This window comes from Corynebacterium sp. ACRQP (assembly GCF_022345915.1).
In the GTDB taxonomy this organism is placed as follows: Bacteria; Actinomycetota; Actinomycetes; order Mycobacteriales; family Mycobacteriaceae; genus Corynebacterium; species Corynebacterium lehmanniae.
On record NZ_JAKRMZ010000004.1, the window covers coordinates 87,332 to 109,763 of the forward strand.

The following is a 22,432-nucleotide window of genomic DNA, read 5'->3' on the forward strand; positions in this document are numbered from 1 at the left end:
AAGATGACTACCGTTGCCGATCTGACCGTGCCGGGGCGCACGAGCGTGATGGGCATTGTCAACGTCACGGAGGATTCGTTTTCGGACGGCGGCAAGTGGCTCGCCGCTGACGACGCCATCGCGCACGCCCACGAGCTGGTGCGCCTGGGCGCGGACATCATCGACGTCGGCGCGGAATCCACCCGCCCCGGCGCGACCCGTGTCCCCGCGGAGGTGGAGGCGCAGCGCATCCGCCCCGTGATTCGCGCGCTCCACGCCGACGGGATCCGCACCTCCGTGGACACCATGCGCGCCGCCACCGCCCTGGCCGCGGCCGAGGAGGGCGTGGATTTGATCAACGACGTCTCCGGCGGCCTCGCCGACGCCGATATGTACCGCGTGATGGCGGAGACCAAGCTGCCGGTGTGCCTGATGCACTGGCGGGCGGACGCCTTCGTCAACGCCTCCGGCGCGGCGGACCACGGCGGGGACGTGGTGGGGGATGTGCACGAGGTGTTGGCGGAGCTCGTCGACAAGGCGACGGCTGCCGGCGTGGACGAAAGCCAGATCACCCTGGACCCGGGCCTGGGCTTTGCCAAGACGGCCGCGGACAACTGGGCGCTGCTGAACTCGCTGCCGGAGTTCATCGCCAGCGGGTTCCCCATCCTCGTCGGCGCGTCGCGCAAGCGCTTCCTCATGGAAATCCGCCAACAGCGCGGCCTGGAGCATTCGCCTATCGACGCCGACCCCGCCACCGCAGCAGTCACCGCACTTGCAGCCCAGGCCGGGGCCTGGTGCGTGCGGGTGCACGAGGTGGCGGTCTCGCGCGACGCCGTTGACGTGGCGGAAAGGTGGAAAAATGGCTGACCGGATCGAACTGAAAGGCCTCAAGTTCCACGCCAACCATGGCGTGCTCGAGCACGAAACCGAGTTCGGGCAGGCGTTTTCGCTGGACATCACTTGCTGGCTGGATTTCGCCGGCGCGGCGCGCGACGACGACCTCACGCAAACCGTCAACTACGCCGAGCTGGCGGACGCGGCTTTAAAGATCGCCACCGGCACCCCGCGCCAGCTGATTGAGACGGTGGTGGTGGAGATCGCCGAAACCGCCATGCGCAGCTACGACGCGCTGCACGCCGTGGAGGTCACCCTGCACAAGCCGCACGCGCCGATTCCGGCCGTGTTGGACGACGTCTCGGTGGTCGCCCGCCGCTCCCGGAAGCGGATGTAGCCAATGCGTGCCGTGCTGTCCTCCGGGTCCAACATGGGTGACGCGCGCGCCCACCTGCAGACGGTCGCCGACGAGTTCGCCGGCGAAACTCTCGCCGCGAGCTCCATTTACGCCACCGCGCCATGGGGAAACACCAATCAGCCGGACTTCCTCAACCAGTCCCTCTTGGTGGATGTGGACGACACCCCGCAGCAACTACTAGCCCGCTGCCAGGAGCTGGAGCAGCGCGCGCACCGGGTCCGCGAGGAGCGGTGGGGCCCGCGCACGTTGGACGTGGACATCATCTGGGTCGAGGGCTACACCTCTGACAACCCGGAGCTGACCGTGCCGCACCCGCGGGCGCACCTGCGCCAGTTCGTGCTCGAGCCCTGGTTCGAGGTGGATCCGGGTGCGGTGCTCAACGGAGCGTCGATAAGCGAGCTGCTCGAAAACCTCGAGGACCAGGGGGTGCGGAAGCTATGAAGCGCACGCCGTACGAGGGGTTGATCGCGGTCGCCGGGTTCTTCGCCGCCGCAGCGGTGATTTTGGTGCGAAGGTTCTACAACCTGCTGGAATCCTTGAGCATGGTGGTGCCGCTGTCGCTGTGGGTGATGGCCGTGATCGCCGCGTGGCTCGCGCTCGTGGTGCGAAAGCGGCGCAAGGAGGGCAAAGTTGGGCTGGACCGCAGCCAGCTCAACCCCATGCAGGCGGCGAACTTCATGGTCTTTGGCAAGGCGAGCGCCTGGGCCGGCGCGGTGTTCGGCGGCATGTACGGCGGCACGCTGAGCTACGTGGTGACCAAACTCGGCGTGCTCGAGGCGGCGCCTGGCGACGTCCCACCGCTGGTCGCCGGCACCCTGGGCGGACTAGCCCTGTGCGCGGCCGGAATCTGGCTGGAGAAAAACTGCGAGGTGTCGCCGCCCAACGAGGGCCAAGGCGTTAGCTAGAGTGTTGGGCATGAGTGCCCAGAATGCGTCCCCAGACCGCGCGAGCCTGTGGGTCATCGTGCCTTTTGTGGTCGCTGTCATCGGCACCGTGGTCATGCTGTTCACCAACTCCGCTAACGCGCTGAAGATCGCGCTGATCTTCGCGCTGTGGGCGGGTGCAGCCGGGATCCTGATCAACTCCAAGGTGCGCCGGGACCGCGACGCGGCCACGACCGAGGCTGCGGCCGCCGAGCAGCGCATCAAGGAGCAGGAGCAGCGTCACCGCGAAGAGCTGGAGGCCAAGACCGCGCCGTCCGTGGACGTGAAGACGCTGCGCGAGCTGCAGGAGCAGATCCAGGCGCTGCGTGCTCAGCTGGAGGAGCTCAACGGCCGAGTCTTCGAGTACGAGCCCGCCGCCGTGCAGGCTCGCGCCCGCCGCATCAGCGAGTTGGAGTCGAAGAAGGAGCCAGAACCAGAACCAACTCCGGAACCCGCCCCGGAGCCGAAGCCGCAGCCGGCGCAGAGCCCGTCCACGGACGACACCGTCGTGATCAGCCGCGTGCGCCCCTCCCGCCCGACCGGCGCACCGAGCTCGGACGCGATCGCGGGCCGCATCGGCACCCAGCCGTCGGCCCGCCCGGCGCGCAACCCGCTGTCCGACCTGATCAGCGAGCGGGAGGCGGAAAAGGCGAAGGCGGAGCAAACCCCAGAGCCGAAGCCGGAACCAACCCCGGAACCAACCCCGGATCCGACCCCAGAGCCGCAGCCTGAGCGCCGTTCTGGCCGCCGCCGCGCCGATGAGCGTGGAGACGGCGCGGTTTCCGTGGCTGAGCTGCTCGCCCGCCAGGGGAAGTAGATGCCGCCTCGCCTGCTGGTGGGGGCGGTGTTCGGTGTCTCGCCGCTCGCGGAGCGCTTCGAGCGCGCCGGCCACACGGTGCGCGCGCTGGACATCGAGCAAGATCCCGGTGCGGTCGCGCACGTGGATCTTGTGCTTCTCGACGGCCCGCCGCCCGACATCCGCACCGCCTGCGAAATACTGGCCGACCACGCCCGCCCGCGGCAGATGTTTCTGCACACCGCGCTGGACGAAGGCCAGCAGCTGCTCGACGACGTGGAGGTCGCCCAGGCGATCACCATGTGCGCCCACAACATCTTCGACAACGTGTGGGTGACCTCGGCCGCCGACGAACTCGGCGAGACGGTGGTGGGTCTGCTCATCGCGGAGATCGGCGGGGTGAGCTTGCGCATTAACGACGACGCACGCCCCGCGATCGCCGCCGCCCAGGAGCTGCGGGCGATGGAGGCCGTCATCCGCGACGACGCGCAGGCGATCCTCGCCGATGCGGTGCCGGGGTTCGACGCCGTGGCGCAGCAGTTCCTTCTCGCCCCGCCGGCGCCACGGCACGCCCACGACATGCAGCAGCTGGACCGGCTCCTCGCCGCATTGCCGGATCCTGGCGTTCGCCGCCTGTTTGTGGATCTGGTGCGCAGGCGCGGCGAGGTGGACCAGGACACCGACACCGAGTTGTGGGTGATTCAGAAATACGAGGGAGGATAAATGGCTTTCGAACCAGGCCAGGCAGTGGTGGTCACCGACGAGCGGATGCTGGCCACATACGGCCGCGCGTTCCGCAAGATCGGCAAGTCTGTGGTTGTAGTGCCGCTGGGCACGGACATCCACGGCGGGCACGTGGAGCTCATCCGCGCGGCGAAGTCGCTGCTCGGCTCCTACGTGGTGGTCACGTTCTCGGGCAAAGAAGTCCCTGAGGTTTTCGCCCGGGAGAAGGTGGACGTGGTCTTCCACGGGGAGCTGGCAACGTCGGTGCGCGTGGACTCCGGCGTGGAGCCGCTGGAGGACCCGCAGCTCACGCAAGCAGCAGTCGCGCGGATCCTCGCCGCGATCAACTCCACCCACGCCACGGACGTGGTACTGGGGGAGAAGGACTTCGAGGTGCTGGTGGCCACCCAGTACGCGGTGTCCGGCCTGCGCATGGAGTGCAAGCTCCACAGCGTGCCCACGGTGCGAACACCGGACGGTTTGGCGCTGTCGAACAGGAACGCGCTTGTCGCCGTCGATAAGCGGGATGCTGCTCTCGCGCTCTCGGCCGCGCTGACGGCTGGGGCGCACGCCGCGGAGCACGGAAAAGCCAAAGTCCTGGAAACCGCGCGCGGTGTCCTCGAGGCCGCCGGTGTGGCCCCGACGTACCTTGAGCTGCGCGACCTGGCCATGCGCGAGGCACCCGAGGAGGGTGACGCGCGGCTTTTGGGCGCTGTGGATTTGGGCGGCGTGCACCTGACGGACAACGTGGGGCTGCCGCTGGGGGTCGGCTTCAAACACGTCGAAGCATGACACCCGGTAGACTCACGCGCATGTCCAACGCCACCATCGCCGGAATGCTCGCAGAACGCTTCGGGTTCACCTTTACCCCGGAGCAGGTTGAACAGACCGGGAGCACCGAGACGTCCACGCTCTACACCGCCACCGACGACACGGGCCACGGTGTGGAAGTGGAAGTCTTCGACACCGCCGTGGATTCCGCGATCGGCGATGAAGTCAACACCCTCAACTCGCGCCTTGCGCTGGCAGCGCACCCGGGCGCGTTCCAGCCACGCAGCGTTGGCACCACCGAAGACGGCAAGCTGTTCGTCCTGCGTGAGGCGCCCACCGGCACCCCGCTGTCGGACCTGATCGCGGAGAAGGGCGCGACGTTCACCCCGCAGGAGGTGCGCGACCTGCTCGCCCCGGTGGCCGAGGCGGTCGACGACTACGACCTGAAGGGCCTGGCCGGGTTCGTCTCGCGCTCCATCACCCCGGAGCGCCTCCTGGTGCAGCCGCAGTGGTCCACCACCCCGGTCAAGCTCACTCTTGTGGGCCCGAGCACCGACCCGGCGCAAAACGACGAGGCGGCAGCGAAGGGCAACGTGGAGAAATTCGCCAACGTGGTCGCACTGATGACCGGTGACGCGCCGCGTTCCGGCGCGCGCACCTGCGCCGGCGTGCTGGAGACCGCCCCTGCCGAGCACGTGGCCATTGAATCGCCGGACCAGTCCGTCGCGCCGCGCCCGCAGGACGGCTACCGCAAGCCGCCGGAGCCCTACGCCTACGGCACCGACGGCAACTACGTGCGCACGGTCCCGACGAAGCAGAAGAAGACTGCGCCGTGGCCGTGGATCATCGCCATTCTCGCGCTGCTGCTCATCGCGCTGGCGGCGCTGTGGTACTGGAGCACCCACCGCGGCGAGGATTGGGCCGGCGCAGAAGCGCAGATTGCGGAGGATTACCCGAACGTCGTCTCCGAGCATTCGGGCCAGAAGGGTTGGAAGGATCTTGCCTGCGAGCCGGGTTCGCTGGACATCGACCAGGTGGGCAAGATCCGCTGCGCAAACGATGAGCTCGGCGTTTCCGTCGCCCAGTACGCCTCCGAGTCCGACCGCGACGATGCGGTGCCGGACCCGAGCGAAGCCGTGGTCCTGGGCTCCGGCGAGTGCACGATTTACTCCTACGAGCTGCCGGACGCGAACCCGCCGGCGTATGTGATGACGCCGCAGGACAAGCCGGAGTACCTGTTCATCGTCAACGGTTTCGACGCGGAGAACCAGCGACTGGACCTCCCGGTGTGCGAATAAGCTACGATTATTCGCCGTGACTACGCAGGACTTTTCAGAGCAGCAGCAAATCCGCCGGGAGAAGAGGCAGAGGCTTATCGACGAAGGGCGGGACGCCTACCCCGTCGAAGTCGATCGCACGACGTCTCTGAAAGACTTGCGCGCTAAGTACGACGGCACGCTGGAGCCCGGCGAGGAAACCCAGGACGAGGTGGCCGTCGCTGGCCGCATCATGTTCCAGCGCAACACCGGCAAGCTGTGCTTTGCCACCCTGCAGGAAGGTGACGGCACCCAGCTGCAGGTCATGCTCTCCCTGGCTGAGGTCGGCGAAGAAGCGCTGGCGCAGTGGAAGGCCGACACCGACCTGGGCGACATCGTCTCCGTGCGCGGCCGCGTCATCGCCTCCAAGCGCGGCGAGCTGTCCGTGATGGCGAAGTCCTGGCATATGGCGTCGAAGGCGCTCAACCCGCTGCCGGTGGCGTTCGCGGACATGAACGAGGAGCAGCGGGTGCGCCGCCGCTACACCGACCTGATCATGCGCGAGGACGCGCGCACCAACGCCATGACCCGCATCAAGGTCATCGCGGCGGTGCGCAAGTACCTCACGGGCCTGGACTTCGTGGAGATTGAGACGCCGATGCTGCAGACGCTGCACGGCGGCGCCGCGGCACGTCCGTTTGTCACCCGCTCCAACGCGCTGGACATCGACCTGTACCTGCGCATCGCGCCGGAGCTCTACCTCAAGAGGGCTGTGGTCGGCGGCATTGAGCGCGTCTTCGAGATCAACAGGAACTTCCGCAACGAGGGCGTGGATTCCTCCCACTCCCCGGAGTTCACGATGCTGGAGACCTACCAGGCGTGGGGCACCTACAAGGACGGCGCGGCCACCATGAAGGGCCTTGTGCAGTTCTGCGCCGAGGAAGTTTTCGGCTCTCAGAAGGTCACGCTCGCGGACGGCACGGAGTACGACTTCGGCGGCGAGTGGAAGGTTCTGGAGATGTACCCGAGCCTGAACGAGGCGCTGCAGCGTAAGTTCCCGGGCCAGCCGGAAGTGACCATCGACACCGACGTGGACACGCTTAAGGGCATTGCGGAAACCATCGGCCTGAAGGTGCCGGAGAACGCCGGCTGGCTGCACGGCAAGCTGGTGGAGGAGATCTGGGAGGAGCTGTGCTCCGACCAGCTCTACGAGCCGACCTTCGTGGTCAACTTCCCGGTGGAGACCTCGCCGCTGACTCGCGACCACCGAAGCCAAAAGGGCGTGACCGAGAAGTTCGACCTGTACGTGCGCGGCTTCGAGCTGGCCACCGGCTACTCCGAGCTGGTGGACCCGGTGATCCAGCGCGAGCGCTTCGAGGATCAGGCGCGCCTGGCCAGCGCCGGCGACGACGAAGCGATGCAGCTTGACGAGGACTTCCTCGCCGCGATGGAGCAGGGCATGCCGCCGACAGCCGGCTGCGGCATGGGCGTGGACCGCCTGCTGATGGCCCTGACCGGCCTGGGTATCCGCGAGACGGTCCTCTTCCCGATGGTGAAGCCGGAAGCATAGAAGCGGATACGCCGTGAGTGTGACCCCGTACCCCAACTACCCGGGAGACCAGGGTGGGAAACCGCTCATCGAGCCGCACAAGAGCAAGACCACCGCGGCGCTGCTGTTTTTCTTCCTCGGAATCTTTGGGGCGGGCAATTTCTACCTCAACCAGTACGCGCGCGGCGCGTGCAAGGTGTTCCTGCTTCTGCTTGCTTTGCCGCTGGCGTGGATGTTTGTCGGGCAACTCATTTTGTTTGTCTCAAGCACGTGGGTGCTCGTGGAATTTATTTTCGTGCTTGTCGGCGCGGAAGGCTATGACAGAGACAGCCGGGGTATCCCGCTGAAGTAACAATTATCCGCAGTTGTGTGCGGTGGTTATAACCAACTAAAGTTTGGTGCGATCAATCAATTGTGGTTGAAAGGAGCACCAGCATGGCAACCACCAAGGCAAGCCTGCAGGACCAGGCTGCCGACATCCTCGCCGGCATCGGCGGGGCGGACAATATAGCGTCAATGACGCACTGCGCGACGCGTCTGCGCTTCGAGCTCAACGACGTCTCCCTGGCCGACAAAGACCGCCTCGAGGCAAACCCCAAGGTCATGGGTGCCGTCCCGCAGGGCGGCAGCCACTACCAGGTCATCGTCGGCGGCGACGTGGCCAGCGTTTACAACGCGATGAACAAGCTGCCGGAGCTGGCCGGGCGCGACGTGTCCAACGAGGACTTGAAGGCCCAACAGCGCGACAAGGCCAAGGGCAAGGTGCCCTGGCTGGACGCGTTCTTCGAGTACCTCTCCGACTCCTTCCGCCCTATTCTGGGTGTGCTGCTCGGTGCGTCGCTGATCATCGCGTTCGCCGCGGTGCTGGACGCGTTCGAACTGGTGAACTTCCACGCGGAAGTGAAGAGCCCGGGCTGGCAGTTCGTGGACGCCATGTGGAACTCCGTGTTCTTCTTCCTGCCGGTGGCGGTGGCCTACAACGCGGGCAAGAAGCTGGACATCGACCCGTGGGTGCCGGCCGCGATCATGCTGGCGCTGTTCACCCCGGACTTCATCGACTTGAAGGATCACCCCGAGGTGCGCGTGGTTGAGCTCTTCGGTGAGCCGACCGACGTCGTCGACGTTTTCGGCCTACCCATGATCCTTAACGGCTACAACGGCAACGTGTTCGTGCCGCTCATTATGGCCGCGGTGGCGGCCCTGGTGTACAAGGGGCTGCAGAAGATCATCCCGTCCGCGGTGCACATGGTGTTCGTGCCGTTTATCACCATGCTGATCATGATCCCGGTAACCGCGTTCCTCATCGGTCCGTTTGGCTACCTGCTCGGCGCCTGGATCGGCACTGGCCTGGCCTGGATGAACGGCAACGCGCCGTTCGTCTTCGCGCTGCTGATTCCGATGCTCTACCCGTTCCTGGTGCCGCTGGGCCTGCACTGGCCGCTCAACGCGCTGATGCTGGTGAACATCGACACCCTTGGCTACGACTTCATCCAGGGTCCGATGGGTGCGTGGAACTTCGCCTGCTTCGGCGCCACCGCCGCGGTGCTCGCGCTGTCCATCCGCGACCACGACCCGCTCATGCGCCAGACGTCCGGTTCCGCGCTCGCGGCCGGCCTGCTCGGCGGAATCTCCGAGCCGTCGCTCTACGGCATCCACCTGCGTTACAAGAAGATCTACCCGCGCATGCTCGTGGGCTGCTTCGCCGGCGGCCTGACCATCGCGATCCTGGGTACCCCGTTCGGTGGCGTGAAGACGAACGCGTTCGTGTTCACTTCGCTGCCGACCATGTTCGTGTTCGACCCGAAGTGGGTCTACATGCTCGCCATCGCGGTGGCCTTCTTCACCGCGTTCTTCATCATCCTGATCACGGACTACCGCACCCCGGAGGAGAAGGCGGAGGCGCTCGCCCGCGCCGCTGCCGCTCGCAATGCCGACGAGGCCGAGGAGGCTGAGCTGGTCGAGGACGAGGTCACGGCCACGGATGACCCGGCGAAGCTGACGTCGGCAAGCGATGCGGATGCCACTGTGCTCGCGCCCGTTGCGGGCGAGGTTGTTGCGATGGAAGCGCTTTCGGACGCCGCGTTTGCCTCCGGCGCCCTCGGCCAGGCCGTCGGCATCACACCCGAAAACACCAAGCTCACCGTGGTCGCCCCGGCGGCCGGCAAGGTGATTTCCGTGGCCAAGACGGGTCACGCCTACGGCATCAAGACCGATAATGGTGTGGAGCTGCTCGTCCACATCGGCGTGGACACCGTCAAGCTCGGCGGCGAGGGTTTCACCCCGCTGGCAGAGAAGAAGCAGATGGTCAACGCGGGCGACCCGCTGGCGGAGGTTGACTTCGCCGCAATCGCCGGCCACGGCGTGGACACGACGGTTATCACTACAGTGGTGAACTCGAAGAAGCTCGGTGGCGTCAATGACGTTGCGGACGGCACGGTCGCCGCCGGCGATCCTATTCTCGAGGTCACAACTGAGGTGAACACGAATGTCTAACCGCACCGTCCTGCACGGCATCGGCGTTTCGGCCGGCACCGCGTCCGGACCTATCGCTGTGGTCACGCCCGCAGTGGGCATCGACGAGCACGAGCCCGCCTCCACCGATCCGGAGGCCGACAGCGAGCGCATTCGCGCTGTGCTTCACGACGTCGCGGCGTCGCTTTCCGCACGCGCCGAGCACGCCAACTCGGACTCGGCGAAAGCCGTGATGGATGCGACGGCTTCCTTGGCAACCGACAAGGGCTTAATCCGCGGCATCGACAAGGAGCTGAAGAAGGGCACCGGCCCGACGAAGGCGATCCACGACGCGGTGGAGCTCTACGCCAACAAGCTGCGCAAAATCGGCGGCTACATGGCAGAGCGCGTCACCGACCTCTACGACATCCGCGACCGCGCCACCGCGCGCCTGCGGGGCCTGCCGGAGCCGGGGATCCCGGACCTGACCGAGCCGTCCATCCTGATCGCGCACGACCTCGCGCCGGCGGAGACGGCGACGCTAGACAAGAACCTCGTCCTCGGCATCGTCACCGAGGCGGGCGGCGCGACCTCGCACACCGCAATCCTGGCTGCGCAGCTGGGCATTCCGTGTGCCGTGCAGGTCAAGGGCATCGCGGAGGCGACTGTGGACGCCCCGCAGGTCGCCCTCGACGGCGGCGTCGGCGAAGTGATCGTCGCGCCGAACGCCTCCGACGTCGACGAGCTCGAGGAGCGATCCCGCCGCCGCGCGGCTGCCCTGGCCGGTTCCTCCGGCGAGGGCGCGACCCGCGACGGCTACAAGGTGAAGCTGCTGGCCAATACCGGCACGGCCGAGGACGCGCAGAAGGCAGCCGGCTACGACCTCGAGGGCTCCGGCCTGTTCCGCTCCGAGTTCCTCTTCCTCGACCGCGACGCAGCGCCCAGCCTGGATGAGCAGACCGAGACCTACACGAAGGTGCTCGAGGCCTTCGGCAACCGCCGCGTTGTGGTGCGCACCCTGGACGCCGGCGCGGACAAGCCGCTCTCGTTCGCGGACCTCGGCGAAGAAGAAAACCCCGCCCTGGGCCGCCGCGGCCTGCGCCTGTCGCAGGCGCGCGAAGACCTCCTTGCCACGCAGCTGGAGGCGCTTGCGGCTGCCCAGAACAACGTCCCCGACTCCGAGCTGTGGGTCATGGCGCCGATGGTCGCCACCGTCGAGGAAGCCAAGTGGTTCGCCGAGCGCGCTCGCGGCGCCGGGCTGAAAAAGGTCGGCGTGATGGTGGAGACCCCGGCGGCCGCCATCCGCGCCGGCCAGGTGCTGGAAGAGGTGGACTTCGCTTCCATCGGCACCAACGACCTGTCGCAGTACACGATGGCCGCGGACCGCATGCAGGGCGAACTCGCTGAGCTGCTCTCGCCGTGGCAGCCCGCGGTGCTGTCCATGATCCGCGAGACCTGCCGCGGCGGCGAAGCCACCGGCAAGCCGGTCGGCGTGTGCGGCGAGGCAGGCGGCAACCCGCTCATGGCTCTCGTGCTGGTGGGCCTCGGCGTGAAGTCCCTGTCGATGGCCCCGGGCAAAGTCAACGCCGTGCGCGCGGCGCTGCGCCTGCACGACTTCGACACCTGCCGCCAGATGGCCAACTTCGCCGTCGACGCCCGCACCGCCACGGGTGCCCGCGAGGCCGTGCTGAACCTCGCGGATCCGGTGCTGAAGGATCTGCTCTGATCCACGGAGTCGACGTCGACGGGCAAGGGCGTTGCGCTCACTGGCACTCCGAGCGCGACGTCGTTGCCAACACGTGCGGCGAATGCGAAAAATTCTGGGCCTGTTCGCTGTGCCACGATGAGTTGGCCGATCACGGGTTCGTGCCCGTCGATAGGCAACTGCCCTCCGTGATGTGCGGCGCGTGCGGGCGCATGATGACGTACGCCGAATACGGCGCGTCCTGCCCCTCCTGCGGGCACCCTTTCAACCCTGGCTGCAAGGCGCACGAGGATGTGTATTTTTGGCCTGTTCGCTAAGGGTGAACATCGCCTCTCACCTGCGCTTATCGACGACCATGCGGGTATCCGCGCACAAAGCAGGGAAGTGATGTCGGACCCCGGCGTTATGGTGGTGGACAACTGATTTAGGAAAGAAGGGGTCAGCCACATGTTCGAGCGGTTTACCGACCGGGCCCGTCGCGTCATCGTCCTTGCACAGGAGGAGGCGCGCGAGCTCAACCACAATTACATGGGCACCGAGCACATCCTGCTCGGCCTGATCAAGGAGGGCGAGGGCGTCGCAGCGAAGGCGCTCGAGTCCATGGGCATCAACCTCGACGACGTGCGCCGCGAGGTCATCGACATTATCGGCCACGGCACCCAGCCGGTGACCGGCCACATCCCGTTCACCCCGCGCGCGAAGAAGGTGCTGGAGCTTTCCCTGCGCGAGGGCCTGCAGATGGGCCACAAGTACATCGGCACCGAGTTCCTGCTGCTCGGCCTCATCCGTGAGGGCGACGGCGTGGCAGCCCAGGTGCTGATCAAGCTCGGCGCGGATCTGCCGCGCGTGCGCCAGCAGGTTATCCAGCTGCTGTCCGGCTACGAGGGCGGCGAGGGCCAGAACCCGGAGTCCCCGCAGCAGAACCAGCCGGGCTTCGCGGGTGCGGGCACAGGTCCGCGCGCTGGCGGCGGCCCGCAGGGCGGCGAACGCTCCAATTCGCTGGTGCTGGACCAGTTCGGCCGCAACCTCACCGCGGCCGCGAAGGAAGGCAAGCTCGACCCAGTTGTCGGCCGCGACAAGGAAATCGAGCGCGTCATGCAGGTGCTGTCGCGCCGCACCAAGAACAACCCGGTGCTCATCGGTGAGCCCGGCGTGGGCAAGACCGCCGTGGTGGAGGGCCTCGCCCTGGACATCGCCAACGGCAAGGTCCCGGAGACGCTGAAGGACAAGCAGGTCTACTCCCTGGACCTCGGCTCCCTGGTCGCCGGTTCCCGCTACCGCGGCGACTTTGAGGAGCGCCTGAAGAAGGTGCTCAAGGAGATCAACCAGCGCGGCGACATCATCCTGTTCATCGACGAGATCCACACCCTCGTCGGCGCAGGTGCCGCCGAAGGCGCCATCGATGCGGCGTCGCTTTTGAAGCCGAAGCTGGCGCGCGGCGAGCTCCAGACCATCGGCGCGACCACGCTGGACGAGTACCGCAAGCACATCGAGAAGGACGCCGCCCTCGAGCGCCGCTTCCAGCCGGTGCAGGTGGACGAGCCGTCCGTGGAGGACACCGTGCAGATCCTCAAGGGCCTGCGCGACCGCTACGAGGCGCACCACCGCGTGTCCTACACCGACGACGCGCTCAAGGCTGCCGCGACGTTGTCGGACCGCTACATCAACGACCGCTTCCTGCCGGACAAGGCCGTCGACCTGCTCGACGAGGCCGGCGCCCGCATGCGCATCAAGCGCATGACCGCACCGGAGGACCTGCGTGAGGTGGACGACCGCATCTCCGAGGTGCGCAAGGAGAAGGAAGCGGCGATCGACGCCCAGGACTTTGAAAAGGCCGCCGGCCTGCGCGACACCGAGCGCAAGCTGGGGGAGGAGCGCTCAGCCAAGGAGAAGAAGTGGCGCTCCGACGATTTGGAGGAAATCGCCGAGGTCGGCGAGGACCAGATCGCGGACGTGCTGGCCAACTGGACCGGCATCCCGGTGTTCAAGCTCACCGAAAGCGAGTCCAGCCGTCTCCTCCACATGGAAGACGAGCTGCACAAGCGCATCATCGGCCAGGACGAGGCAGTCAAGGCAGTCTCCCGCTCCATCCGCCGCACCCGCGCCGGCCTGAAGGACCCGAACCGTCCGTCCGGCTCCTTCATCTTCGCCGGCCCGTCCGGTGTGGGTAAGACGGAGCTGTCCAAGGCGCTCGCCGAGTTCCTCTTCGGCGACGACGACTCCCTGATCCAGGTGGACATGGGCGAGTTCCACGACCGCTTCACCGCCTCGCGCCTCTTCGGCGCCCCTCCGGGATACGTCGGCTACGAAGAGGGCGGCCAGCTCACCGAGAAGGTGCGCCGCAAGCCGTTTAGCGTGGTGCTTTTCGACGAGATCGAGAAGGCGCACAAGGAGATTTACAACACGCTGCTCCAGGTGCTCGAAGAAGGCCACGTCACCGACGGCCAGGGCCGCAACGTGGACTTCAAGAACACGGTGCTGATCTTCACCTCGAACCTGGGCACGTCCGACATCTCCAAGCCGGTCGGCCTGGGCTTCACCGGCGACACCGCCGCGGATTCCGATGCGCAGTACGAGCGCATGAAGGGCAAGGTCCACGACGAGCTGAAGAAGCACTTCCGCCCCGAGTTCTTGAACCGCATCGACGAGATCGTGGTGTTCAAGCAGCTCAGCCAGGACGAGATTGTCAAGATGGTGGATCTGCTCATCGGCCGCGTGGACAAGAACCTGGCCGCGCAGGATATGGGCATCGAGCTGACCGAGAACGCGAAGAACCTGCTCGCGGTCCGCGGCTTCGACCCGGTGTTGGGCGCCCGCCCGCTGCGCCGCACGATCCAGCGCGAGATCGAAGACATCCTGTCGGAGAAGATCCTGTTCGGCGAGATCGGCGCCGGCGAGATCATCACCGTGGACGTCGAGGGCTGGGACGGCGACGTCGAGTCCGCGCGCAAGGAGCGCGGAAAGGCCGCGCCGGACGCGAAGTTCACCTTCACCCCGCGTCCGCGCCCGCTGCCGGCCGAGGCCTTCGACGTGGAGCCGGAGGACGAAGTCCGCGACATCGAGCCGGAGCGCACCCAGCCGGAGTCCGAGGCCTCAGAGTTCCCGGATGAGCGCGACGATCAGAAGGGCAGTGACGGCAAGGACGGTAGCGAAGGCAACGAGGGCAACGGCCCCGAGCCGGTGTAAGCCCACAAGCCCAGGGCGCCGAGGACTGCGACAACGATCGCAGTGATCTCCACGGCGTTGAGCCCCTCCACTACCTCATACTCGGGGTGGTCGGAGGGGCACACCTGTTTCAAGGGCTTGCCCTTGAAGCGGTCGGAAAGCCAGTCCGAGACGTTGCCCGTCTGCAGCACCAGCGGCAGCGCGTGACCGGAGCCCGGCGCGCGCGGGGTGAGCTCGCGGCGGCCGGACGACAAGGGCTGCGTCGGCGAGCCCGGCACCACCACGCGGCGGTACTCCACATCGGCGCCGATCGCGCAGTAGTCCTCGGCCAACTGGGTGGCCTGCGGCTCCGGCACGAGGTCGTCGTCCGGGTTGGTCAGCACCATAATCGGGGCGTTCGGCTTCACCTTGCCCAACTTGTTGCGCTCGAGGTACTTGCCAATCCGCTCGTCTTCCTCCGCAATCTTCGCGAAGGTCTTGCCGTCGACGAAGATGTCGCCCGTGATCTTCGGGGCGCGCATCGACGCGTCCACCACGCACGACGTTTTCAGATCCTCCAACAGTTTCTTGCCGTCGTCGGTGAGGTACTCCTGGATGGCGTCGCGGAATTCGGGGTAGGTCTCCGAGTAGCTGGCGGCGGCGAAACCCGCCACGGCGGTGAGCATCGGCGCGGCTGCCTGCTGCAGCACGGCCAACGGGTCGGCCGGGGGAGCGCCGGCAAACGTCCCCACCACGTTGAGCTCCGGGGCGTAGTCGCCGACGAGCTCCGCGGCCGCCGCAGCCGCGCCGCCGCCCTGTGAGTAGCCCCAGAACGCCACCTTCTCACCGTCTTTGGACACGGCGCGGGCGGCATCAATCACTGCCCGGCCCTGGTCGACGCGGTTGAGGTAGGTGTGCAGACCGTCTGTGCCCAGCCCCATGTAGTCGGTGACGACCACGCGGTAGCCGTCGTCGAGAAGCATTTGCACCATCGGTGCCTCGTAGTTGATGTTCACCGTGCCGCCCGGGCCGAGCGAGGACAGCATCGACGACGCCGCCGACGGCGCGCACTGGTCGCCCAGGCCGCGCGTGCCCGGAGCGAGAACAACCAGGCCCTTCGCAAACGGCCGGTCGTACAACGCGCCGGTGACCGGCACTTTCTCGCCGCGCTCGTTGACGGAGGTGTAGCGGATGCGCTTGCCGTTGGTGCCCGGCACCCGCTTCTTCGCGTCGAGCTCGCCTGCAGCGTCGCCCGCCGCGCCGCCCAGCGCATGCGAGGACAGCTCCGGGATGGACGACAGCGACGACGCGTTGCCGATGACCTCGAACGTCGACGAGCCAACCGACGACAGGGACGACAACGATTCCGCGCTCAAATCCTCAGCGTGAGGGGCAGATCAGGAGCGGGACAGCAAAAAGACACCACCGTTTACGCATGGGAAGCAGTGTAAGCTCCCCTCCATGGGAATTCAGTACCGCAAGCGCCAAAAGCTCAGCGACGGCAGCTGGCTCAACTACTCCAAGTCCGGCGTGTCCGCATCACGGAAGATCGGGCCGGTCACCTTCAACTCCCGCGGCGGCGTGTACGTGAAGCTACCCGGTGGGCTGCACTACCGCGGCAGGTGGAAGTAGCCCTTCTCGTCCTGCTCAGCTAAACCGTCTTCGAGCAGGGAAAATAGCGCGCGGGAAAGCTGTGCGGGGTCGTGCCAGAGGGCGTCGATAAGCTTTTGCTCAACGGGGCTTTCAGACTCGCGCAACAGCAGCATGATCTTGCCGCGCACCTGGCGGTCGGTGCCAACAAACTTCTGAGTTCGCTTCTTCACCTCGGCCTCAGGCTTGCCGGCTGTGAGCCACGCGCACTCAGAACTCACCGGGCACTTTTCGCATTTCGGCGCCCGCGCGGTGCACACGAGCGCGCCGAGCTCCATCAGGCCCACCGAAAACTCGGGGCCGTTTTCCGCAGGTAGCAGCGCCGCCACCTGCTCGATCTCCTTCTTGCCGGGCGCCCCGAGCGCCTCTCCGCGCTCCACGCGCGCGACCACGCGCCGCACGTTCGTGTCCACAACCGGCACGTTTTTCCCGTACGCGAAGCACGCCACGGCCCGCGCGGTGTAGTCGCCAATGCCGGGGAGAGCCAGCAGCTTATCGACGTCCTCCGGCACCTCGCCGCCATGCTCATCCACGATGACCTGCGCACATTCCTTCAGGTGCAGGGCCCGGCGCGGGTAGCCCAGGCTGCCCCAGGCCCGCAGGATCTCGTCCGTGCCAGCCTGCGCGAACGCCGCCGGGGTGGGCCATCGTTCCATCCATTCCTGCCAGATGGGGGCGACCCGCTCGACCTGAGTTTGGTGGCTCATCACCTCACTGAGCAGCACGCCCCAAGCGGACGTTGACGAGTTTCGCCACGGCAGCTCGCGGGCGTTGGCTCGGTACCAGTCGATGATCTTGTTTGGGCGCAGTTTCGTCACAATGCGTGCAACAATAGTGGTCATGACTGACGTAACCGATCTCCAGGCCGCCACCACACCCCGCGAGGTGTGGGAGCTGCTTCAAGCCGGCAACGAACGCTTCGCCACCGGCAACACCGCGGACCCGCGCCGCGACCCCGCAACCCGCCAGCAGCTCACCTCCGGCCAGAACCCGGCAGTGTGCGTGGTGGGCTGCTCGGACTCCCGCGTGCCCATTGAGCTGCTTTTCGACGCCGGCTTCGGCGACATCTTCGTCATCCGCACCGCCGGCGGCTGCGTGGACTCCGCCGTATCCGCGTCCGTGGAGTACGCCGTGGACGGCCTCGGGGTGGACCTCGTGCTCTTCCTCGCCCACGAGAAGTGCGGCGCTGTTGGTGCCGCAGTGTCCGCGCTCGAGTCCGGCGACATCCCGCCGGGGCTGACGCGCGTGTTCGTGGAGAAGATTTCGCCGGCCGTGGCGGAGGCGAAAACCCGCGGCGAACAGGTGGAGCAGGCGCACGCCCGCAACGGCGCAGAGCACCTGGTGGCGCGCATCCCGGCCGTCATTTCCGGGCTGGAGCACAAGTCGGTCGGTGTGGTCGGTGCGCGTTACCGCCTGTCCGACGGCCGTGTCGAGACCACCTACGAAAACTTCGGCGATTAAGTTATAGGCATGTCGAACCAGCGCCCACTGCCTCCAGAGATTTACATGCGCCGCCGCGTGGCGGCACTCGTCATCCTTCTGGTGGTTGTGGCGCTTTTGGTGTGGGGCCTGTCCGCGTTCGCCCGCAGCGGAAAGACGGACGAGACGGAAACCACCCCCGAAACCGTGGCGGAAGCCCCGTCCACCACCCTGGCCACCGAGCCGACGGTGCAGCTTTCCGAAGAAAGCACGACACCGTCATCTTCAGAGGCACCCACCCAACCGACCGAGGAAACCGCCGCCGCCCCGGTGAAGAAGGGCAGCTGCGAGCTGGCTGACCTGCAAATCCACGCCTCCAGCAACCAGCCCTCGTACGCTGTCGGGGTCCAGCCGGTGTTCTACATGGAAGTGGAAAACCCCACCGACACCGACTGCGTAATCAACCTGGACGACGACCTGCTGCGCTTCGAGGTCTACGACATGGCCACCAACGACCGCATCTGGTCCGACACCGACTGCTACCCGCCAGTCGCTGCAGGCAACGTCGAGTTCGCGCCGGGCGAGAAGCGCCGCTGGGAAGCCCGCTGGTCCGCCACCGCATCGCAGCCCGGGCAGTGCGACAACCGCCCTGAAGTGAAGGCCGGCTCCTACTTCCTGCACGGCGTGATCGGAGAGAACGCCTCCGACGCCAGCCCCTTCAACATCACCTAAGCCGCTCGAGCGCCTGCGAATATGCGGGCGAGCCCGAGAACACCCCGAAGTCGCGCAGGTAGTTCACGGCCCACCCCATCGCCTCGGCATCGCCGGCTTCGCGCGCCCGCTGGTGCACGGACTCAAACACCATCGCGGATTCCTCGAAGCGCTCGCAGCAAAACAGGGACACTGCATTGTCGCAGAGCGTAAACAGGGTCTCTTTCGGGTTATTTGTTTTCGCCGCGACCGGCAGCGCCCACGACGACAAATCCACCGCCTCGGCCGCCCGCTGCGTTTTCTGCAGCGCTTTGACTACGTTGCCGACGTACTGAGAACCCAGACCATCCGACGCGCCGCTTCCCGCGTACTCGGAAAACGCAACTTCAAGACGATCTCGTGCAGACGGCCAGAGCTGACCGAACCCGGGATCCGCCGCGGAGGCGACCCACTGCGCCACCGCCGACGCCCCCTGCAGACGCCACCACGGCGAACCGTGCCCAGCGTCCACGATGTCCTGGGTAGGGGAGACCAGGTACAGCGCCGCGTCGAACTCGTCGGCGTTCAGCAGCCTGCGCATCACCAGCGAATACCGGCGCAGGGCGGTGTCAGGCTCTTTGCCGGCCGTGTCCAGCAGCAGGCAGGCCGCGGCGTCGCGCATCGCGCCCAAGTCCATGTAGTTCGCGGCCTTCACCAGTGCGAGATCTACTTCTTCCATGCCGGGGCACATGCGCTCCGGCAGCTGCGACAGCGCGTTCAGAAACGCCAGGGTGTCCAGGGGTCGCCGCGCTTCGTCCGCAAGCAGGGCGAGCTGGAACACCACCACGTAGTCCAGCGACGGGTGGAACGCCACCGCGCCGGCGGCGTCAAAAATCTGGCGGGCCTGCTCCGTGCTCAGATCCAGGTCCTGCAGCACCATCACCTGCTCCACCAGCTGGTCCGGCTCCGGCAGGTGCGCGCCGACTGGAGCCGTCAACGAAAACACCACCGTGTCCGCGAAATCCGCCAGGTCGAGGCAATACCCATCCACGCGCCTGCTCGTCCCCCCGAACGCCTCCGCCAGCGACGCCACCCGCGGGTCCGTGCCAGGCCACCGCGGGGAGGTGAACCGCACGAGCGGACGCTCACCCAACCCAGCGTCCACCGCGGCCGCGAAGAACTCCCCGAGGGCGCCCATCGCCTCCGCCGGATCCTCGATGAACGGCTCGGTGCCGGAGACCAGGCCCGACGCTTGGTCGTGCAACCCTCCCCGCAACAGAAACGTCGCCGTCTCAATCACTGCAACAACGTGGTGTGAATCTGCCGTGTGTTCGCGGAGCACGTGAATAGCCCGCTGAATTTCCCCCTCATTCATGGCGCCTACTGTAGCAAGGACAGCGCCTCCGCGAGGGTGGAGACGGGGCGGACCGTCAGGCCGTCGATAGACAGCTTCTCTCCCGCAGGCACGATGGCGCCGGTGTAGCCCATGCGCGCCGCTTCTTGGAGGCGCCGGCCGAGGCTGGGCACGCGCCTAATCTCCCCGGCCAGTCCCACCTCGCCCACAACCACGGTTTTCGCAGGCAGCGGCTTCTCATGCAGGCTCGACCACGTAGCAAGTGCGACCGCGAGGTCGGTGGCCGTCTCCGTGATCTTCACCCCGCCGACGGTGGCCACGTACGCGTCCTTGTCGTTCGTGCGCTCCCCGCAGCGCGCTTGCAGCACCGCCAACACCATGGGCACCCGGTTGAAATCCAGGCCGGTGACCACGCGTCGCGGGCTCTTGTTCACCGGGTCCACGGTCAGTGCCTGCACCTCGGCGAGGATGGGGCGCACGCCGTCCATCGCCACCGTCACCGCCGACCCGTCCGGCGTTTGTCCACGGTGCGACAGGAACAGCCCCGACGGGTCCGGCACCTCCCGGATACCGCCGGAGGTCTGCTCGAAGCAGCCGACCTCATCAGTCGCGCCGAAGCGGTTCTTGATGCCCCGGAGCAGTCTTAGCGACGACTGCCTGTCCCCCTCAAAGTTCAACACCACGTCCACCAGGTGCTCCAGCACGCGCGGGCCGGCGACGTTGCCGTCCTTGGTCACGTGGCCCACAAGCAGCACCGGAATGTTCGTGGTCTTGGCCAGCGTGGTCAGCGCCGCCGTCACCGCGCGGGACTGCGCCACGCCACCGGCCACGCCTTCGACGCCGGCCGCGTGCATGGTCTGCACCGAATCCACGATCAGCAGCGAGGGCTTCAGCTGCTCGACGTGCCCGAACACCACGTCCAGGTTGGACTCGGCGGCCAGGTACAGCGTGTCCACCAGTGCCTCTGTGCGCTCGGCGCGGGCGCGGACTTGGCCCGCAGACTCCTCCGCCGTGACGTAGAGCGCCTTGCGTCCCTGCTTCGCCCAGCGCGACGCCACTTCCAGCAGCAGGGTGGACTTGCCCACGCCGGGCTCGCCCGCCATCAGCACGACAGAACCGGGCACCACACCGGAGCCGAGCACGCGGTCCAGTTCTCGGATGCCGGACTTCACCGTCTTCGTCGCCGCGGCCTCGACCTTCGTGATCGGGCTTGCGGGGGCGGACGGCGTCAGCGAGGACGTCTTCACCGGGCCCGACGCAACCGGCGCCTCCTCTTGGAGCGTGCCCCAGGACCCGCACTCGGGGCAGCGGCCGAGCCACTTCGGGGAGGAGTAGCCGCACTCGGTGCAGGTGTGGATAACACGGGGTTTCTTTGCCATGCGCCACACCGTATAACACGGCCCCGACACGGCGTTCGAACACGAAAAAACCGCTGGTCAAACCAGCGGCAAATTCTAAAAGAGGAACTAAACCTCGCGGTCCACCTGGCCGGAAGCCAACGTCGGTGCGGACACGGTCGCATCCACGTCCACCGAGCCGGTGTCGAACTTGAAGGTGACCGGGACGTTGCCGCCGTAGGCGAAGCCCTCGTTCACCAGGGAAGTGGCGGTGTACTCGATGCAGTTGTCGTTCTTGTCCTGCGGCATGCGCTCCAGGCCATCCTTGGAATCCGCAACCAGCGCGCAGTTGTAGGCGATTGCGGAGGTGCTGGAAACGGTCGCCGGCTTGCCGTCAACTTCCACGGACTTCAAGGTGTGGTCCTTCATGGAGGTGTCCTGGTTGGTGGCGGTGAACTTCAGTGCGGCCTGGCCGTCCTCAGCGAGCACCACGGTCACGTCGTGCACGGCGACGGAACCGTCCTCGGTGGAGGCGCTTGCGCCGTCAACGGCCGCAACCTGGTTCGAGGTCTGGGTGATCTGGCCGGCGGAGCAGCCGACGAGGGCCAGGGTGGCGCAGCCAGCGACGGCGGCGGCAGCGACGCGCTTCAGGGACTTCACGGGGGTGTCCTCCATCATCAAACTCATTCGAGGGTTTTCTCCGCCTTACTCTAGCGTCTGCACAGTAAGTTTTCCCACTTGCTCCCCCTATTGGGCGAGCCGACCTTTGGTCGTCGAGAAGCAAAATGCTCGGTGGTAGGGTGTTGGGGTCTGAACTTCGCCTAACGACGCAAGGAGCCGCAATGGAATTCAAGGTCGGAGAAGTGGTTGTGTACCCGCACCACGGAGCGGCCCGCATCGCCGATATCGAGCAGCGCGAGATGCGCGGGGAGACGCTCGATTACCTGGTGCTGCAGATTCTCCACTCGGACCTTGAAGTGCGCGTTCCGGTGAAGAACTCCGAGCTTGTCGGCGTGCGCGACGTGGTCAACGAGGAAGGCCTGCAGAAGGTGTTCTCTGTGCTGCGCGAGACCGACGTGGAGGAGGCGGGCAACTGGTCCCGCCGCTACAAGGCCAACCAGGAGCGCCTCGCGTCCGGCGATATCAACAAGGTCGCCGAGGTTGTCCGCGACCTCTGGCGCCGCGACCAGGGTAAGGGCCTTTCCGCTGGTGAGAAACGCATGCTGGGCAAGGCGCGCCAGATTCTCGTCGGCGAGCTCGCGCTGGCGGAGCCGGTGGACGAGAAGAAGGTCGACGAGATGGACAAGCAGATCCAGGCCATCATCGACGAGCAGGTCAAGGCCGGCATTTCCGTTGATCCGGGCCAGATCGACGACGATGACGAGGTGGATCTGGACGACCTCTCCTTCGACGACGAGGACGACGACAAGTAA

General features: G+C 66.6%; 23 protein-coding genes. 18 read left to right on the forward strand and 5 right to left on the reverse strand.

The annotated features are described in order from the left end of the window. Nucleotides 1–3: 3 nt before the first annotated feature. From folP to MHY23_RS02980, 14 genes are all read left to right on the forward strand, one after another. Nucleotides 4–846, forward strand: a complete 843-nt coding sequence (gene folP / locus MHY23_RS02915) for a dihydropteroate synthase (protein ID WP_239306356.1) — start codon at nt 4–6, stop codon at nt 844–846. Then, entirely contained in the window at nt 839–1,210 is a 372-nt protein-coding gene (gene folB / locus MHY23_RS02920) for a dihydroneopterin aldolase (protein ID WP_239306357.1), read from the forward strand. Before folP ends, folB begins: the two co-directional genes overlap by 8 nt. 3 nt (nt 1,211–1,213) lie before the next feature. After that, nucleotides 1,214–1,672 carry a 2-amino-4-hydroxy-6-hydroxymethyldihydropteridine diphosphokinase gene (gene folK, locus MHY23_RS02925; RefSeq protein ID WP_181889082.1) on the forward strand — a complete coding sequence of 153 codons (459 nt, stop codon included), beginning with the start codon at nt 1,214–1,216 and terminating at the stop codon, nt 1,670–1,672. Beyond that, nucleotides 1,669–2,136 (forward strand): DUF3180 domain-containing protein, encoded by a 468-nt coding sequence (locus MHY23_RS02930; RefSeq protein ID WP_181889081.1) that lies wholly within the window; start codon nt 1,669–1,671, stop codon nt 2,134–2,136. The genes folK and MHY23_RS02930 overlap by 4 nt, the downstream gene beginning before the upstream one ends. A 10-nt stretch (nt 2,137–2,146) precedes the next feature. After that, the gene (locus tag MHY23_RS02935) at nt 2,147–2,971 is read left to right on the forward strand and encodes a DUF6779 domain-containing protein (RefSeq protein ID WP_239306358.1); all 825 of its coding nucleotides are present in this window, start codon (nt 2,147–2,149) and stop codon (nt 2,969–2,971) included. Further along, complete coding sequence (locus MHY23_RS02940; protein WP_239306359.1) at nt 2,972–3,673, forward strand: hypothetical protein; 702 nt, start codon at nt 2,972–2,974, stop codon at nt 3,671–3,673. It begins immediately after the preceding gene. Next, complete coding sequence (locus tag MHY23_RS02945; RefSeq protein WP_239306360.1) at nt 3,674–4,465, forward strand: pantoate--beta-alanine ligase; 792 nt, start codon at nt 3,674–3,676, stop codon at nt 4,463–4,465. 20 nt (nt 4,466–4,485) lie between these two features. Further along, on the forward strand, nt 4,486–5,742 hold the full coding sequence (locus MHY23_RS02950; RefSeq protein ID WP_239306361.1) for a hypothetical protein: 1,257 nt from the start codon (nt 4,486–4,488) through the stop codon (nt 5,740–5,742). 16 nt (nt 5,743–5,758) lie between these two features. Beyond that, a complete protein-coding gene (lysS, locus tag MHY23_RS02955; RefSeq protein WP_239306362.1) occupies nt 5,759–7,270 on the forward strand; it encodes a lysine--tRNA ligase in 1,512 nt (503 codons plus the stop codon). Between the two features lie 19 nt (nt 7,271–7,289). Further along, nucleotides 7,290–7,601 (forward strand): TM2 domain-containing protein, encoded by a 312-nt coding sequence (locus MHY23_RS02960; RefSeq protein ID WP_239306363.1) that lies wholly within the window; start codon nt 7,290–7,292, stop codon nt 7,599–7,601. Nucleotides 7,602–7,684: 83 nt separating this feature from the next. Then, entirely contained in the window at nt 7,685–9,742 is a 2,058-nt protein-coding gene (locus tag MHY23_RS02965) for a glucose PTS transporter subunit IIA (RefSeq protein WP_239306364.1), read from the forward strand. Continuing rightward, nucleotides 9,735–11,426 (forward strand): phosphoenolpyruvate--protein phosphotransferase, encoded by a 1,692-nt coding sequence (gene ptsP / locus MHY23_RS02970; protein WP_239306365.1) that lies wholly within the window; start codon nt 9,735–9,737, stop codon nt 11,424–11,426. The genes MHY23_RS02965 and ptsP overlap by 8 nt, the downstream gene beginning before the upstream one ends. Then, nucleotides 11,426–11,722 carry a CHY zinc finger protein gene (locus MHY23_RS02975; RefSeq protein WP_239306379.1) on the forward strand — a complete coding sequence of 99 codons (297 nt, stop codon included), beginning with the start codon at nt 11,426–11,428 and terminating at the stop codon, nt 11,720–11,722. The genes ptsP and MHY23_RS02975 overlap by 1 nt, the downstream gene beginning before the upstream one ends. Before the next feature lie 130 nt (nt 11,723–11,852). Continuing rightward, nucleotides 11,853–14,591 (forward strand): ATP-dependent Clp protease ATP-binding subunit, encoded by a 2,739-nt coding sequence (locus MHY23_RS02980; RefSeq protein WP_239306366.1) that lies wholly within the window; start codon nt 11,853–11,855, stop codon nt 14,589–14,591. On the opposite strand, the gene MHY23_RS02985 is transcribed toward MHY23_RS02980, so the two are convergent. Further along, on the reverse strand, nt 14,525–15,925 hold the full coding sequence (locus tag MHY23_RS02985; protein ID WP_239306367.1) for an alpha/beta fold hydrolase: 1,401 nt from the start codon (nt 15,923–15,925) through the stop codon (nt 14,525–14,527). The two genes, MHY23_RS02980 and MHY23_RS02985, sit on opposite strands and share 67 nt — an antisense overlap. A gap of 85 nt (nt 15,926–16,010) precedes the next feature. Here MHY23_RS02985 and MHY23_RS02990 point away from each other — a divergent pair, with 85 nt between their 5' ends. Then, nucleotides 16,011–16,181, forward strand: a complete 171-nt coding sequence (locus tag MHY23_RS02990) for a DUF4236 domain-containing protein (RefSeq protein ID WP_181889070.1) — start codon at nt 16,011–16,013, stop codon at nt 16,179–16,181. On the opposite strand, the gene MHY23_RS02995 is transcribed toward MHY23_RS02990, so the two are convergent. Continuing rightward, on the reverse strand, nt 16,160–17,041 hold the full coding sequence (locus tag MHY23_RS02995) for an A/G-specific adenine glycosylase (protein WP_239306368.1): 882 nt from the start codon (nt 17,039–17,041) through the stop codon (nt 16,160–16,162). The genes MHY23_RS02990 and MHY23_RS02995 overlap by 22 nt on opposite strands. Between MHY23_RS02995 and MHY23_RS03000 the strand changes: the two genes are divergently transcribed. Together MHY23_RS03000 and MHY23_RS03005 are read left to right on the forward strand one after the other, a co-directional pair. After that, nucleotides 17,040–17,660, forward strand: a complete 621-nt coding sequence (locus MHY23_RS03000) for a carbonic anhydrase (protein ID WP_239306369.1) — start codon at nt 17,040–17,042, stop codon at nt 17,658–17,660. The two genes, MHY23_RS02995 and MHY23_RS03000, sit on opposite strands and share 2 nt — an antisense overlap. A 9-nt stretch (nt 17,661–17,669) precedes the next feature. After that, the gene (locus MHY23_RS03005) at nt 17,670–18,350 is read left to right on the forward strand and encodes a hypothetical protein (RefSeq protein ID WP_239306370.1); all 681 of its coding nucleotides are present in this window, start codon (nt 17,670–17,672) and stop codon (nt 18,348–18,350) included. On the opposite strand, the gene MHY23_RS03010 is transcribed toward MHY23_RS03005, so the two are convergent. The 3 genes from MHY23_RS03010 to MHY23_RS03020 all read right to left on the reverse strand — a co-directional run bounded on the left by MHY23_RS03010 (nt 18,343) and on the right by MHY23_RS03020 (nt 21,674). Beyond that, on the reverse strand, nt 18,343–19,683 hold the full coding sequence (locus tag MHY23_RS03010; protein WP_239306371.1) for a hypothetical protein: 1,341 nt from the start codon (nt 19,681–19,683) through the stop codon (nt 18,343–18,345). The genes MHY23_RS03005 and MHY23_RS03010 overlap by 8 nt on opposite strands. 5 nt (nt 19,684–19,688) lie before the next feature. Further along, nucleotides 19,689–21,041, reverse strand: coding sequence for a DNA repair protein RadA (gene radA, locus MHY23_RS03015; protein WP_239306372.1), 1,353 nt, complete (start codon nt 21,039–21,041; stop codon nt 19,689–19,691). An 87-nt stretch (nt 21,042–21,128) separates the two neighbouring features. Beyond that, the gene (locus tag MHY23_RS03020) at nt 21,129–21,674 is read right to left on the reverse strand and encodes a hypothetical protein (protein ID WP_239306380.1); all 546 of its coding nucleotides are present in this window, start codon (nt 21,672–21,674) and stop codon (nt 21,129–21,131) included. 167 nt (nt 21,675–21,841) lie between these two features. Here MHY23_RS03020 and MHY23_RS03025 point away from each other — a divergent pair, with 167 nt between their 5' ends. After that, nucleotides 21,842–22,432: a CarD family transcriptional regulator gene (locus MHY23_RS03025; RefSeq protein ID WP_239306373.1), complete on the forward strand. Its 591-nt coding sequence runs from the start codon at nt 21,842–21,844 to the stop codon at nt 22,430–22,432.

What these genes read in the sequence shown, in the direction of transcription:
- MHY23_RS03005 (WP_239306370.1), top strand. Translation starts at nt 17,670, where the DNA reads ATGTCGAACCAGCGCCCACTGCCTCCAGAGATTTACATGCGCCGCCGC.
- MHY23_RS03025 (WP_239306373.1), top strand. Translation starts at nt 21,842, where the DNA reads ATGGAATTCAAGGTCGGAGAAGTGGTTGTGTACCCGCACCACGGAGCG.
- folK (WP_181889082.1), top strand. Translation starts at nt 1,214, where the DNA reads ATGCGTGCCGTGCTGTCCTCCGGGTCCAACATGGGTGACGCGCGCGCC.
- MHY23_RS02995 (WP_239306368.1), bottom strand. Translation starts at nt 17,041, where the DNA reads ATGACCACTATTGTTGCACGCATTGTGACGAAACTGCGCCCAAACAAG.
- ptsP (WP_239306365.1), top strand. Translation starts at nt 9,735, where the DNA reads ATGTCTAACCGCACCGTCCTGCACGGCATCGGCGTTTCGGCCGGCACC.
- MHY23_RS02965 (WP_239306364.1), top strand. Translation starts at nt 7,685, where the DNA reads ATGGCAACCACCAAGGCAAGCCTGCAGGACCAGGCTGCCGACATCCTC.
- MHY23_RS02980 (WP_239306366.1), top strand. Translation starts at nt 11,853, where the DNA reads ATGTTCGAGCGGTTTACCGACCGGGCCCGTCGCGTCATCGTCCTTGCA.
- MHY23_RS03000 (WP_239306369.1), top strand. Translation starts at nt 17,040, where the DNA reads ATGACTGACGTAACCGATCTCCAGGCCGCCACCACACCCCGCGAGGTG.
- MHY23_RS02990 (WP_181889070.1), top strand. Translation starts at nt 16,011, where the DNA reads ATGGGAATTCAGTACCGCAAGCGCCAAAAGCTCAGCGACGGCAGCTGG.
- MHY23_RS02940 (WP_239306359.1), top strand. Translation starts at nt 2,972, where the DNA reads ATGCCGCCTCGCCTGCTGGTGGGGGCGGTGTTCGGTGTCTCGCCGCTC.
- radA (WP_239306372.1), bottom strand. Translation starts at nt 21,041, where the DNA reads ATGGCAAAGAAACCCCGTGTTATCCACACCTGCACCGAGTGCGGCTAC.
- MHY23_RS03010 (WP_239306371.1), bottom strand. Translation starts at nt 19,683, where the DNA reads ATGAATGAGGGGGAAATTCAGCGGGCTATTCACGTGCTCCGCGAACAC.
- folP (WP_239306356.1), top strand. Translation starts at nt 4, where the DNA reads ATGACTACCGTTGCCGATCTGACCGTGCCGGGGCGCACGAGCGTGATG.
- MHY23_RS02945 (WP_239306360.1), top strand. Translation starts at nt 3,674, where the DNA reads ATGGCTTTCGAACCAGGCCAGGCAGTGGTGGTCACCGACGAGCGGATG.
- MHY23_RS02935 (WP_239306358.1), top strand. Translation starts at nt 2,147, where the DNA reads ATGAGTGCCCAGAATGCGTCCCCAGACCGCGCGAGCCTGTGGGTCATC.
- MHY23_RS02930 (WP_181889081.1), top strand. Translation starts at nt 1,669, where the DNA reads ATGAAGCGCACGCCGTACGAGGGGTTGATCGCGGTCGCCGGGTTCTTC.
- folB (WP_239306357.1), top strand. Translation starts at nt 839, where the DNA reads ATGGCTGACCGGATCGAACTGAAAGGCCTCAAGTTCCACGCCAACCAT.
- MHY23_RS03020 (WP_239306380.1), bottom strand. Translation starts at nt 21,674, where the DNA reads ATGGAGGACACCCCCGTGAAGTCCCTGAAGCGCGTCGCTGCCGCCGCC.
- MHY23_RS02950 (WP_239306361.1), top strand. Translation starts at nt 4,486, where the DNA reads ATGTCCAACGCCACCATCGCCGGAATGCTCGCAGAACGCTTCGGGTTC.